At 73.5% G+C, this 12,095-nt stretch carries 12 protein-coding genes; 9 read left to right on the forward strand and 3 right to left on the reverse strand.

What is annotated here, in order from left to right:
* Nucleotides 1-317: 317 nt before the first annotated feature.
* Nucleotides 318-1,283: a helix-turn-helix transcriptional regulator gene (locus ACFZAU_RS23905; RefSeq protein ID WP_500553852.1), complete on the forward strand. Its 966-nt coding sequence runs from the start codon at nucleotides 318-320 to the stop codon at nucleotides 1,281-1,283.
* A gap of 61 nt (nucleotides 1,284-1,344) precedes the next feature.
* The gene (locus tag ACFZAU_RS23910; RefSeq protein WP_499598110.1) at nucleotides 1,345-1,860 is read left to right on the forward strand and encodes a DUF4240 domain-containing protein; all 516 of its coding nucleotides are present in this window, start codon (nucleotides 1,345-1,347) and stop codon (nucleotides 1,858-1,860) included.
* 78 nt (nucleotides 1,861-1,938) lie between these two features.
* On the opposite strand, the gene ACFZAU_RS23915 is transcribed toward ACFZAU_RS23910, so the two are convergent.
* Nucleotides 1,939-2,424 carry a GNAT family N-acetyltransferase gene (locus ACFZAU_RS23915; RefSeq protein ID WP_499598113.1) on the reverse strand — a complete coding sequence of 162 codons (486 nt, stop codon included), beginning with the start codon at nucleotides 2,422-2,424 and terminating at the stop codon, nucleotides 1,939-1,941.
* A 50-nt stretch (nucleotides 2,425-2,474) separates the two neighbouring features.
* Here ACFZAU_RS23915 and ACFZAU_RS23920 point away from each other — a divergent pair, with 50 nt between their 5' ends.
* Both ACFZAU_RS23920 and ACFZAU_RS23925 read left to right on the forward strand, forming a co-directional pair.
* Nucleotides 2,475-3,377, forward strand: coding sequence for a TIGR01777 family oxidoreductase (locus ACFZAU_RS23920; protein WP_500553853.1), 903 nt, complete (start codon nucleotides 2,475-2,477; stop codon nucleotides 3,375-3,377).
* A 154-nt stretch (nucleotides 3,378-3,531) separates the two neighbouring features.
* Nucleotides 3,532-4,773: an NAD(P)/FAD-dependent oxidoreductase gene (locus ACFZAU_RS23925; RefSeq protein ID WP_500553854.1), complete on the forward strand. Its 1,242-nt coding sequence runs from the start codon at nucleotides 3,532-3,534 to the stop codon at nucleotides 4,771-4,773.
* Nucleotides 4,774-4,843: 70 nt separating this feature from the next.
* Here ACFZAU_RS23925 and ACFZAU_RS23930 read toward each other — a convergent pair whose 3' ends face one another.
* On the reverse strand, nucleotides 4,844-6,370 hold the full coding sequence (locus tag ACFZAU_RS23930; RefSeq protein WP_500553855.1) for an NsdA family TPR-like regulatory protein: 1,527 nt from the start codon (nucleotides 6,368-6,370) through the stop codon (nucleotides 4,844-4,846).
* A 353-nt stretch (nucleotides 6,371-6,723) separates the two neighbouring features.
* Here ACFZAU_RS23930 and lipB point away from each other — a divergent pair, with 353 nt between their 5' ends.
* The 4 genes from lipB (at nucleotide 6,724) to ACFZAU_RS23950 (ending at nucleotide 9,784) form a co-directional block, all read left to right on the forward strand.
* On the forward strand, nucleotides 6,724-7,530 hold the full coding sequence (lipB, locus tag ACFZAU_RS23935) for a lipoyl(octanoyl) transferase LipB (RefSeq protein WP_500553856.1): 807 nt from the start codon (nucleotides 6,724-6,726) through the stop codon (nucleotides 7,528-7,530).
* A gap of 39 nt (nucleotides 7,531-7,569) precedes the next feature.
* On the forward strand, nucleotides 7,570-8,544 hold the full coding sequence (lipA, locus tag ACFZAU_RS23940) for a lipoyl synthase (protein WP_500459602.1): 975 nt from the start codon (nucleotides 7,570-7,572) through the stop codon (nucleotides 8,542-8,544).
* A gap of 237 nt (nucleotides 8,545-8,781) precedes the next feature.
* The gene (locus ACFZAU_RS23945; protein WP_500553857.1) at nucleotides 8,782-9,006 is read left to right on the forward strand and encodes an SCO2195 family GlnR-regulated protein; all 225 of its coding nucleotides are present in this window, start codon (nucleotides 8,782-8,784) and stop codon (nucleotides 9,004-9,006) included.
* Between the two features lie 97 nt (nucleotides 9,007-9,103).
* The gene (locus ACFZAU_RS23950; protein WP_500459603.1) at nucleotides 9,104-9,784 is read left to right on the forward strand and encodes a DUF4191 domain-containing protein; all 681 of its coding nucleotides are present in this window, start codon (nucleotides 9,104-9,106) and stop codon (nucleotides 9,782-9,784) included.
* 76 nt (nucleotides 9,785-9,860) lie between these two features.
* Here the strand turns inward: ACFZAU_RS23950 and ACFZAU_RS23955 are convergent, their stop codons facing one another.
* On the reverse strand, nucleotides 9,861-10,328 hold the full coding sequence (locus tag ACFZAU_RS23955) for an RDD family protein (RefSeq protein WP_499598129.1): 468 nt from the start codon (nucleotides 10,326-10,328) through the stop codon (nucleotides 9,861-9,863).
* A 199-nt stretch (nucleotides 10,329-10,527) separates the two neighbouring features.
* Here ACFZAU_RS23955 and glnA point away from each other — a divergent pair, with 199 nt between their 5' ends.
* Entirely contained in the window at nucleotides 10,528-11,940 is a 1,413-nt protein-coding gene (glnA, locus tag ACFZAU_RS23960; RefSeq protein ID WP_500553858.1) for a type I glutamate--ammonia ligase, read from the forward strand.
* The last annotated feature ends 155 nt before the right edge of the window (nucleotides 11,941-12,095 follow it).

Raw genomic sequence — 12,095 nt, forward strand, 5'->3', positions numbered from 1 at the left:
GCCGCCGGTTCCGCGCCGGACTGAACGGTCCGGGCCCGGCGGACGTACTCCCGGGGGCAGGGCGGGGACCCGCACTCCGGTGAACCCGCCCCGCGGCGACGGCGGATGGCCGGACGGTGACGGGCGCGTCACCGCCACCGCCACCTGCTCCCGCCGGGGCGCCACCGCCCCCACCGGCCCGGCCGCCCCGGCGGGTTGCGCGCTGCGGTGTCCTTCCCCCCGCGACGACGCGGCCGCAGCGGGCCCCGGCGGGGCCGGTCCGGAGCTCCCGGACCGGCCCCGTCCCGGTGCCGTGGGCGACCGCATAGCCTCGGGGTATGCGTGCGGCACGACTGATCCACCTCGTCCTCCTGCTCCAGTCCCGCGAGTCGATGACGGCGACCGAACTCGCCAGGGCCCTGGAGGTGTCGGAGCGCACCGTCGGCCGGGACGTGCTGGCCCTGTCGGAGGCGGGGGTGCCGGTCTACGCCGAGCGGGGACGCGCCGGCGGCTACCGCCTGGTCGACGGCTACCGCACCCGGCTGACCGGGCTGGCCCGCGCGGAGGCGGAGGCGCTCTTCCTGTCCGGCGTGCCCGCCGCGCTGCGGGCCATGGGCCTGCACGACGCCGGTTCCTCGGCCCGTCTGAAGGTCTCGGCCGCCCTGCTGCCCGAACTGCGCGACGCGCCGCGCTCGGCGGCCCAGCGCTTCCACCTGGACGCGCCGGGCTGGTGGCAGGAACCGGAGACGCCACGGCTGCTGCCGGCGCTCGCCGCGGCGGTGTGGGGGGACCGCCGGCTGCGGGCCCGGTACCTGCGCGGGGCGCAGGAGGTGGAGCGCGAGCTCGATCCGTACGGCCTCGTGCTCAAGGCGGGTGTCTGGTACGCCGTGGCGCGCTGCGGCGCGGACGTACGGGTCTACCGGGTGGACCGGTTCATCGCGGCGGAGCTCACGGAGGATCGTTTCGTCAGGGACCCGGAGTTCGACCTGCCCGCGTTCTGGGAGGCCCGCGCCGCCGAGTTCGCCCGCTCGGTGCTCCGCGACGAGGTCGTCGTGCGCCTGACGCCCGAGGGCGCCCGGCGCCTGCCGTACGTCACCGACCGCACCGCCGCCCGCGAGGCCCTCGCCGCGGCCGGGCCGCCGGACGCAACGAGGCGGGTCACCGTCACGCTCCCCGTCGAGGGCCAGGACGTCGCCTACGAACAACTGCTGTCCCTGGGCCCCGACGCCGAGGTGCTCGGCCCGGACACCCTGCGCGAGCGGCTGGCCGATGCCGTCCGCGCCATGGCGGCCGTCTACTTCTGAGGGCCGCGTCTGCCGTGTTCCGCGTGCGTCGGAGGGCCGCAGCCAGGATGCTGGAGCGGTGATGGACGAGACGGAGTTCTGGGAGATCGTCGACAGCACGCGAGAGGCAGCGGGGGGCGACCCGGAGGAGCACGCCGACCTGCTGGTGGAACGGCTGACCCAGCTCGACCCGGAGTCCGTCGTCGACTTCGCGCGGCACTTCGAGAGCCGTTTCAACCGGGCCTACCGCTGGGACGTGTGGGGCGCCGCCGACCTGATGCTGGGGGGCGCCGGTGACGACGCGTTCGACTTCTTCCGGTGCTGGCTCATCGGGCAGGGCCGGCACGTCTTCGAAGGGGCCGTCCACGACCCCGACAGCCTCGCGGAGATGACCGACTCGTTCGACCCGGAGGTCGACGGTGACGCCGAGGACCTCGGCTACGCGGCGGACGAGGCGTACGAGCAGCTCACCGGCGTCCGGCTGCCGGACCTGGACCTGCCGGCGCAGCCCGCCGAGCCGGAGGGCGTGTACATCGACTTCGAGAACGCGGCCGCGGTCGCGGAACGCTTCCCCCGGCTCTGGGCGCGCTTCGGCTGAGCCGGCCCCGGACGCCCCGTGTCGCCGGCCGCCCCGTCGGCATCCGGGAAGGCGTGAGGACGACGACCCGGCTTCGCGTCAGACCCGGCGCCCCATGCACACGTCGTCCACGTAGACGCCGTCCAGCAGGAACTCCCCCGGCAGGACGCCCTCCACGCTGAATCCGGCCGCCTCGTACAGCCGCCGGGCCGGGGTGTTGTGGCCCAGCACCCGCAGCGTGACGCGCACCGCGCCCTGCCGGCGGGCGTCCGACACCGCCGCCAGGACGAGTTCCAGCCCCACCCCGCGGCCCCGCGCCCAGGTGTCCACCGCCAGGCCCTGGATCTGGCGCACATGGGCGTTGGAGGCCAGCGGCGTCGGCGGCACCATCCCGACGAAACCGGCGACACGGCCCTCGGTCTCCGCCACCAGGAACACGTCCGGTCCCGAACGCTCGCCGAAGAAGTCCTCGTTCTCCTCCCGCGGCGGCCGCACCGCGTGCAGGGTCGACCAGGTCGCCCGCTCGAGACGGACGAGGGCGGGGTCGTCGGAGAGCCTTGCCGGGCGCACACGGATGTCGGACATGCGTGTCACCTTCCCACACCGCAAGGGCCGTTCCGCGCGACGATGTCCCCATGCGCATCGCCATCACCGGCTCGTCCGGCCTCATCGGCTCCGCCCTGGTCCGCTCCCTGCGCTCCGACCGGCACGAGGTCGTACGCCTCGTCCGGCGCGAGCCGTCCGGTCCGGACGAGGTGCGCTGGGACCCGCAGGGCGGCACCGTCGACACCGCGGGGCTGGTGGGCGTGGAGGCCGTCGTCCACCTCGCCGGCGCCGGGGTCGGCGACCACCGCTGGACGGAGGGGTACAAGCGGACGATCCACGACAGCCGGGTGCGGGGCACGCGGACCCTCGTGCGCGCCCTCACCTCGCTTGACACCCCGCCGCGGGTGCTCGTCAGCGGCTCCGGCATCACCGCGTACGGCGACACCGGCGACCGCCGGGTCGACGAGGGCGCGCCGCTGGGCACCGGCTTCCTCCCCTCCGTGTGCCGTGACTGGGAGGCCGCCGCCGCGCCGGCCCGTGACGCGGGCATCCGTACCGCGTTCTCCCGCACCGGCCTGGTCGTCTCCGGCAGGGGCGGGGCGTGGGGCCGGCTCTTCCCGCTCTTCAAGGCGGGCCTGGGCGGCCGGCTCGGCGACGGGCGCCAGTACTGGAGCTTCATCTCCCTGCACGACCAGGTCGCGGCGCTGCGCCACATCGTCGACACCGAGTCCGTCTCCGGGCCGGTCAACCTGTGCGCGCCCGAGCCGCTGACCAACACCGAGGTGACCCGGGCGATGGGGCGGGTGCTGGGCCGGCCCACGCTGTTCGCGGTCCCCGCGCCCGTACTGCGCACCGTCGTCGGGGAGTTCGCCTCCGAGATCCTCGGCAGCACCCGCGCGGTGCCGCGGGTGCTGCTGGACTCCGGGTTCACCCACGCGCACCCCGGGATCGAGGAGGCGATCCGCGCCGCGCTGGCCGAAGAAAGGCACTGAATGCCACCCACAGCCGTTTTCCGGCATCAGTTGGCGCGCGAGTGGGCATGACGGTTCCAGCGCCAGCCGACGCGCGCGGGGAAACGTGCCGACCTCGGGGAGGGGCATCGTGCTCTCTACAGCACGCTCTACGGGTTCACAGACGGACGTGTGCGTGATCGGGGCCGGCCTCGCCGGTCTCTCCGCGGCGCGTCACCTCACCGGTGCGGGGCTCACCGTCACCGTGCTGGAGGCCGAGGACCGGGTCGGCGGCCGCATGGCCACCGAGAAGGTCGACGGCTTCCTCCTCGACCGGGGTCCACAACTGCTCAACACCTCCTACCCGGAGCTGGACCGCACCCCGGAACTGCGGGGGCTGCAACTGCGGCCGCTCTCGCCCGGCGTCCTGGTGCGCTCCGCCGGACGCGGCTACCGCGTCGGCGACCCGCGCGCGGCGCTCGCCGCCGCCCGCGCGCCGATCGGCTCGCCCCTGGACAAGGCCCGGCTGCGGACGGCCCTCAACCGCCTCGCCGGCGCACCCGTCGAACGCCTCATGGAGCGCCCGGAGACCACGGCCGCCGCGGCCCTCGCCTCACGCGGCTTCGCGCCCCGCACGCTCGACGGGTACCTGCGGCCGCTGCTGTCCGCGCTGCTGTGCGACCCGGACCTCACGACCTCCAGCCGGGTCGCCGACCTGGTCCTGCGCGGCTTCGCCCTCGGCCGTACGTGCCTGCCGGCGGGCGGCGCTGCGACGGTGCCGCAGGCGCTGGCGGCGGCGCTGCCGCCCGGCACGGTCCGCACCGGGGTCCGGGCGGTCGCCGCGGCGACCAACGGCGTCCGCACCGCGGGCGGCGACGAGATCCCGTGCCGGGCCGTGGTCGTCGCCACCGGGGCGGCCGCCGCGGCCGGACTGCTGCCCGGGCTGCGGGTGCCCGCCTTCCACGGCGTCACGGTCCTGCACCACGCCGCGCCGGCGGCGCCGCTGAAGCAGCCCGCGCTCGTGCTCGACGCGGACCGGCGCGGTCCCGTCTCCCACACGTTCCCGGCCAGCCTCGTCGACCCCTCCCGCGCCCCCGTGGGCCGCGCCCTGGTCACCTCCGTGCTGCTCGGCCCGGCCGCCGCCCCCGCCCCGGACGACATCGCCGTCCGGGCCCACCTCGCGGAGCTCTACGGCACCTCCACGGGCGGGTGGGAGCTGCTCGCCGTCCACCACGACGCGCAGGCGCTCCCCGCGATGACGGCCCCGCACGACCTGCGCCGCCCGGTGCGGATACTGCAGGGCCTCTACGTCTGCGGCGACCACCGCGACACCAGCACCGTCCAGGGGGCCCTGCTGTCCGGCCGTCGTGCCGCCCAGCGGCTCCTGCGGGACGTCGGCCTCCCTCCGGCGCCCCCGGCCGAACCCCTGGCCGCCTGAGCCCCGCGGGGCCGGGCCCCCAAGGAGACGTCCGGAGCGGCGGCGTCCCCCCTGCCGCCGCTCCGGGTGCCTATCCGACGGGGACGCCCAGGGCCGTCGCGCGGTCGTGGAAGGCGCGGACGGGGGCGGCGTCGCGGTGGGTGTCGAGGCGCCGGCCGAAGTCGCGGACGTACTCGAGCGCGCGGAGCGAGCGCATCTCCACGGCGGCCTGCATGGCCTCCGCGCCGAGGGCGCAGGCGGCGTCGACCTCGCCGAGGCCGAGCCGCGCGGTGGCCAGGACGGTGCGGCAGAAGACGCGGCTGCGGGCGTACCCGTGGGCGCGCAGTTGCAGCGAGCGCTCGGCGTGCTGCGAGGCCGCGCGGTACTGCCCGAGGTCGCGGTGGCAGTGGCCGAACTCGTCCGCGAGCTGGGCCTCGTCGAAGAAGCGCGCCCAGGACGGGACGTCGTCGCCGTTCCTGACCGCCTCCAGGGCGCGTTCGGCCCGCACCAGGGCCGCCGTGCAGGCGCGGACCTCGCCGAGCAGCCCGTGGCCGCGTGCCTCCGCCGAGTGGAAGAGCGCCTGCACGACCGGCGGGGCGCCGCTGCCGACGCCCTGCTGGGCGACCCGGGCCAGCTGGACGGCCTCGCGGCCGTGCCCGAGGTAGACCGCCTGGCGGCTCATCGTGACCAGGACGTACCCCCCGTAGACCCGGTCCCCGGCAGCCTGCGCGAGCCGCAGGGCCTGCACGAAGTACCGCTGGGCCAGGCCGTGGGCGCCGACGTCGTACGAGGTCCACCCGGCGAGCCGGGTGAGGTCGGCGACCGCGGCGAACAGGCGGCGGCCCATGGTCTCCCCGTAGGCGCCGCGCAGCATGGGCTCGGCCTCGTGCTCCAGGTAACGCACGAGGGCCTGCCGCGCGTGGCCGCCGCCGTAGGCGTTGTCCAGGGTGCGGAAGAGCTCGCCGACGGAGCGCAGGGCGGCGATGTCCCCCATGCCGACCCGCTGGCCGTTGCCGCCGAACACCGCGGGCGCGGGGACGGCGACCGGTGCGGGCGCCCCGCGTGAGCCGCCGCCGGCCCGCTGCGCCGGCAGCCGTGCGGCCCCCGGGGCGCCGCCGTGGCCGGGACCGGCGACGCCGGCCGGGACCGTTCCCGGCTCGGGCCCCCGCCCCACCCGGTCGTCGGCCCGGCCGATCAGCCAGTCGCGGCTGGGGACGACCAGGCCCGCGGGGGTGAACGCGATCTTGCGGAGGTCGGCCTGGTTGCCGGTGTCCTTCCGCCACAGCCCGGAGACGATCTCCACCGCCTCCTCGGGCGAGGAGGCGTACTCCAGCCCCGCGTAGACGGGGGCGACGGCGTCGAGGCCGAGGTCGTGGGCGGACAGCCGCCGCCCGAGCCGCCGGGTGAAGACCTCGGCGATGAGTGCGGGCGTCGTGCCCCGGGGCTGCTGGCCGCGCAACCACCGGGTGACGGAGGTCTTGTCGTACCGCAGGTCCAGGCCGTGCTCGATGCCGAGCTGGTCCACCCGCCGGGCGAGCCCGGCGTTGGAGAACCCGGCTTCGGCGATCAGGGCGGCCAGTTGACGGTTCGGGGGGCGCTGCGAGGAACGGTCGGACATCAGTGGTGCGGTCCCCTGCCTTCCGGGCGTGCGGGTGTGCGGGTTGCGGGTGTTCGGGCGTGCGCGGCGTCGCGGGCGTCCGGGGCGGGCGGCGGTTCACCGTCCGCGGCCCGCCGGGCCATCCGCAGAACGGCGCGAATGTAACGTTCTGTATCGACTCACTCACCACTCGAGCGCCTCGCATTCGCCGTATCGGGTGAATGTGCACCCACATATCGGTAGAACACTTCCTTTGCCCTTCGTCGGGTGGTAATGCCCCCGCCCCGTGCAGGACACCGCCCCACCGGACGTACAGTTGCTGAGGCGCTCCGGACACGTGGTGGGGTGCCGCAAGGACCACAGAGGGAGCGGCCGTGAGTGACCTGCGCTTCGTCCACCTGGGCTTCGGCGAGGACGCGGTGGAGTACGTGGAGGCGTGGGAGGAACAGCGCCGCGTGCACGCCGCGCGCTTCGCCGACGAGATCCCCGACACGTGCCTGCTGCTGGAGCACCCGCCGGTCTACACCGCGGGCCGCCGCACCGAGGACAGCGAGCGCCCGCTGGACGGCACCCCCGTGGTGGACGTCGACCGCGGCGGCAAGATCACCTGGCACGGGCCGGGCCAGCTCGTCGGCTACCCGATCCTGAAACTGCCGCGCCCGGTGGACGTGGTCGCGCACGTGCGCCGGCTGGAGGAGGCGCTGATCGACGCGTGCGCCGAGTTCGGCCTGGAGACCACCCGGGTGGAGGGCCGCAGCGGCGTATGGGTGCTGGGCGACCCGATCGAGGACCGGCCGCCGGTGATCCCGGGGCTGACCCTGGACTTCGACCCGCGGCTGCACGACGAGGAGTTCGACCCCCGCCTCTCCGGCCCCGAGTACGCGCCGTCCAACGCCGGCCAGCGCCGCGAGGACCGCAAGCTCGCCGCCATCGGCATCCGCGTCGCCAAGGGCGTGACCATGCACGGCTTCGCGCTGAACTGCAACCCCGACAACACCTGGTTCGACCGGATCGTGCCGTGCGGCATCCGGGACGCCGGTGTGGCCTCGCTCAGCAACGAGCTCGGCCGCGAGGTCACCGTCGCCGAGGTCCTCCCGGTCATCGAGAAGCACCTGCGCCGCGTCCTGGAGTCGGCCGTGCCGCTCCCCCGGGTCGTCCCGGAATCCACAGGCGTACGCTGATGTTCACCAAGGAAACGAAGCCTCGCGAGGGAGTCGGACGTGTCTGCTGTAGCGCCTGAAGGCCGCAAGATGCTGCGTCTGGAGGTCCGCAACAGCCAGACCCCCATCGAGCGCAAGCCCGAGTGGATCAAGACCCGGGCCAAGATGGGTCCCGAGTACACCGAGCTGCACAGCCTGGTGAAGCGCGAGGGCCTGCACACGGTGTGCCAGGAGGCGGGCTGCCCCAACATCTTCGAGTGCTGGGAGGACCGCGAGGCCACCTTCCTCATCGGCGGCGACCAGTGCACCCGGCGCTGCGACTTCTGCCAGATCGACACCGGCAAGCCGCAGGCGCTCGACCGTGACGAGCCGCGCCGCGTCGGCGAGTCCGTGGTCACCATGGACCTCAACTACGCCACCATCACCGGCGTCGCCCGCGACGACCTCGAGGACGGCGGCGCCTGGCTGTACGCCGAGACCGTGCGGCAGATCCACGCCATGACCGCCGGCCGCGCCACCGGCCGCACCAAGGTCGAGCTGCTGATCCCGGACTTCAACGCGGTCCCCGAGCAGCTCGCCGAGGTCTTCGGCGCCCGTCCCGAGGTGCTCGCCCACAACGTGGAGACGGTGCCGCGGATCTTCAAGCGCATCCGTCCGGGCTTCCGTTACGAGCGCTCGCTGGAGGTCATCACCAAGGCGCGCGAGGCGGGTCTGGTGACCAAGTCCAACCTCATCCTCGGCATGGGCGAGGAGCGCGAGGAGGTCAGCCAGGCGCTGCAGGACCTGCACGACGCGGGCTGCGAGCTGATCACCATCACCCAGTACCTGCGCCCGAGCCTGCGGCACCACCCGGTGGAGCGCTGGGTGAAGCCCCACGAGTTCGTGGAGCTGAAGGAGGAAGCCGAGGAGATCGGCTTCGCCGGCGTCATGTCGGGCCCGCTCGTGCGGTCCTCGTACCGGGCCGGCCGCCTCTTCCAGCAGGCCGTCGAGCGCCGCGGCGAGCGCGGCGAGGTCGTCGCCGCCCAGGCGGTCTGATCACGCTGCGCTGACCTCCGGGTCACCGCCGCAACGTGCGGTTCGTCACGTCAGGGGCCCCCTCGGGGCCCCTGACGCGTCCCTGACGTGCGGCGCCCTCGCGGAGAACGGCGCGAAGCCACCGCCGGGGCTTCACGACGGTTTGACCGACCGGTCACGGACTGGTAACACAATGTGGTGACTCTGGATAAGCGGAACATCCGACCGCGTCTGAGCCGTCCTGAGGGGGACACCACCATGCAGGCCGCACACCTCCACCGCCAGAGCACGATCCCCGGCGCCGCCGCCGGCGCGCTGCGCGCCGTGGAGCACCTCCTGTTCCGGGGCGCCGAGGCGACGGCCCGCCGCAACGCCTGGACCGCCGTCCTGGAGGACCGCAAGCGCGCCAAGGACCGCCGCGACGCCCAGCACGTGATGGACGCCCTGGTCTCCTCGCGGGCCGCGCACGGCGACGTGCTCTAGCGCTCCAGGGCCCCTGCGGGCCCTCCGTTGCCTCCGGGCGAAGACCGGACCCCCTCCGGTGGGGCCGGGGCGGCGCGGGCCACGTATCCTGTGCGGCATGGCGAGGGATACATCCGAGAGCAACCCTGGGCGCCTCAAGCAGATCGCCCAGACGTACAAGATGACCAGGCGGGTCGACTCCAAGGTCGGTCTCGTCCTTGCGGCTGTGGGAATCGTCACCTTCGGTGTCATCCTCGCCATCGGCTTCTTGATCGGTCACCCCATCTACGCGGGCATCCTGGGCTTCCTGCTCGCCCTGCTGGCGATGGCGATCATCTTCGGACGGCGTGCCGAGAAGGCCGCGTTCGGCCAGCTCGACGGGCAGCCCGGTGCCGCCGCGGCGGTCCTGGACAACGTCGGCCGCGGCTGGTCGGTGACGCCCGCGGTGGCGATGACCCGCAGCCAGGACGTGGTGCACCGCGCGGTCGGCAAGGCCGGCATCGTCCTGGTGGGCGAGGGCAACCCGAACCGGGTGAAGGGCCTGCTGGCCTCCGAGAAGAAGAAGATGGCGCGCATCGTCGTCGACGTCCCGGTGAGCGACTTCATCGTGGGCAACGACGAGGGTCAGGTTCCGCTGAAGAAGATCCGCACCACGCTGCTGAAGCTGCCGCGCGTCCTGCCCGGCCCCAAGGTCACCGAGGTCAACGACCGGCTCCGGGCGCTCGGCGACCTGATGAGCAACATGCCGGTGCCGAAGGGCCCGATGCCGAAGGGCATGCGCATGCCGAAGGGCCGCTGATCGCATACGAAACCGAACGCGAAGTGCCCCGGACGAAGCGATTCGTCCGGGACACTTCGCGTCGTGTGCGCCTCGGTCACATCCGGACCTGGACCGCCTTCACGGCCCGGTCGTGCATGCCGCGGGTGTCGCGGTCCCAGACCACCGCCGGGACGACCAGCAGGAGCAGCAGCGTCCGCAGCGCGGCGGCGCCGAGGCCGAGCCGCCCGCCGTCCTGCCGCACCACCCGCAGCCCCAGCAGGCGCTTGCCCGGGGTGGTGCCGACGGTGCCGAGCAGCAGCACGCTCATGAGGCCGAAGACCACGGTGGTCCACGGATTGGCCGCGGCCGCGTCCCGGTGCGCGATCAGCCCGTACGCGATCAGCGCGCACAGGCCCCAGTCGATGAAGAGGGCCCCGATGCGCCGCCCGACCGGGGCGATCGAGCCGGGGCCGTGCTCGGGCAGCCCGAGGCGCTGCCCGCGGTAGCCGAAGTCGACGCCCATCCGCTCCGCGGCGGCCTTCGGGCCCTCGATCCACGATCCGATGACATCCCTGTTGTCCACCGCTCCACGGTAACCCCCCGCCTCCGGGCGCCCGCGTCCGACCCGGCACCCGTGCGGCGGCTCGGTTAACCTGCAAGAAACAAATGGGTCACGAGAGGGAAATGCCCGATCTCTATGGTCGGCACCAACGTGCGCCACCGCACTGGTCGCACCCATGAGCTGCAATCCGGCCTCCCAGGCCGGGCCAAGGAGGAGTTGGATGTCGTTCCAAAACGCCGACGAGGTGAAGAAGTTCATCTCGGACAACGACGTCAAGTTCGTGGACGTCCGGTTCTGCGACCTGCCCGGTGTCATGCAGCACTTCACGGTCCCGGTCGAGTCCTTCGACCCGGACGAGCAGCTGATGTTCGACGGCTCCTCGATCCGCGGCTTCCAGGCCATCCACGAGTCCGACATGGCGCTGATCGCGGACCTGTCCACGGCGAAGCTGGACCCGTTCCGCAAGGACTCCACGCTCAACGTCAACTTCTTCATCCACGACCCGATCACCGGCGAGCAGTACAGCCGTGACCCGCGGAACGTGGCGAAGAAGGCCGAGGCCTACCTCGCCTCCTCCGGCATCGCCGACACCGCGTACTTCGGCCCCGAGGCCGAGTTCTACGTCTTCGACAGCGCCCGCTTCGAGACCAGCGCGAACCAGTCCTTCTACCACATCGACTCCGAGGCCGGCGCCTGGAACAGCGGTGCGGAGCAGGACAACCGCGGCTACAAGGTCAAGTACAAGGGCGGCTACTTCCCGGTCCCGCCGGTCGACCACTTCGCCGACCTGCGCGCCGAGATCACCCTGGAGCTGATCAAGTCCGGCCTGCAGGTCGAGCGCCAGCACCACGAGGTGGGCACCGCCGGCCAGGCCGAGATCAACTACAAGTTCAACACGCTGCTCGCCGCGGCCGACGACCTGATGCTCTTCAAGTACATCGTGAAGAACGTCGCCTGGCGGGCCGGCAAGACCGCGACCTTCATGCCCAAGCCGATCTTCGGTGACAACGGCTCCGGCATGCACGTCCACCAGTCCCTGTGGACCAACGGCGCCCCGCTGTTCTACGACGAGCAGGGCTACGCGGGCCTGTCGGACACCGCCCGCTACTACATCGGCGGCATCCTGCGGCACGCCCCGGCGCTGCTGGCCTTCACCAACCCCACGGTGAACTCCTACCACCGCCTGGTGCCCGGCTTCGAGGCCCCGGTCAACCTGGTCTACTCGCAGCGCAACCGCTCCGCGGCCATCCGCATCCCGATCACGGGTGCCAACCCCAAGGCCAAGCGCATCGAGTTCCGCGCCCCGGACTCCTCCGGCAACCCGTACCTGGCCTTCTCGGCGCTGCTGCTCGCCGGCCTCGACGGCATCAAGAACAAGATCGAGCCGGCCGAGCCCGTCGACAAGGACCTGTACGAGCTGGCCCCCGAGGAGCACGCGGGCGTCCCGCAGGTCCCGACCTCGCTGTCGGCGGTCCTGGAGTCCCTCGAGGCCGACCACGAGTTCCTCCTCCAGGGCGGTGTCTTCACCTCCGACCTGATCGAGACCTGGATCGACTACAAGCGGGTCAACGAGATCGCCCCGATCGCCTTGCGGCCGCACCCGCACGAGTTCGAGCTCTACTTCGACATCTGATGCGGCCCCGGGCCGGAGCGGGGAACCGCCCGCCCGGACCGTGCGCCACCCGTCGGGGGGGGGGGCGCCCCCCCCCCCCCCCGCCCGCCGGGGCGGGGGGGCCCCCCCCCCCGGGCGGGGGGGGGGCCCGGGGGGGGGGGGGCCAGCCGCGGGGC

The organism is Streptomyces sp. NPDC008238 (assembly GCF_042956445.1).
Lineage (GTDB): Bacteria > Actinomycetota > Actinomycetes > Streptomycetales > Streptomycetaceae > Actinacidiphila.

Bases quoted from the DNA above. Each gene is read 5' to 3' on its own strand.
- ACFZAU_RS23905 (WP_500553852.1), top strand. From the start codon at position 318: ATGCGTGCGGCACGACTGATCCACCTCGTCCTCCTGCTCCAGTCCCGC.
- ACFZAU_RS23910 (WP_499598110.1), top strand. From the start codon at position 1,345: ATGGACGAGACGGAGTTCTGGGAGATCGTCGACAGCACGCGAGAGGCA.
- ACFZAU_RS23915 (WP_499598113.1), bottom strand. From the start codon at position 2,424: ATGTCCGACATCCGTGTGCGCCCGGCAAGGCTCTCCGACGACCCCGCC.
- ACFZAU_RS23920 (WP_500553853.1), top strand. From the start codon at position 2,475: ATGCGCATCGCCATCACCGGCTCGTCCGGCCTCATCGGCTCCGCCCTG.
- ACFZAU_RS23930 (WP_500553855.1), bottom strand. From the start codon at position 6,370: ATGTCCGACCGTTCCTCGCAGCGCCCCCCGAACCGTCAACTGGCCGCC.
- ACFZAU_RS23945 (WP_500553857.1), top strand. From the start codon at position 8,782: ATGCAGGCCGCACACCTCCACCGCCAGAGCACGATCCCCGGCGCCGCC.
- ACFZAU_RS23950 (WP_500459603.1), top strand. From the start codon at position 9,104: ATGGCGAGGGATACATCCGAGAGCAACCCTGGGCGCCTCAAGCAGATC.
- glnA (WP_500553858.1), top strand. From the start codon at position 10,528: ATGTCGTTCCAAAACGCCGACGAGGTGAAGAAGTTCATCTCGGACAAC.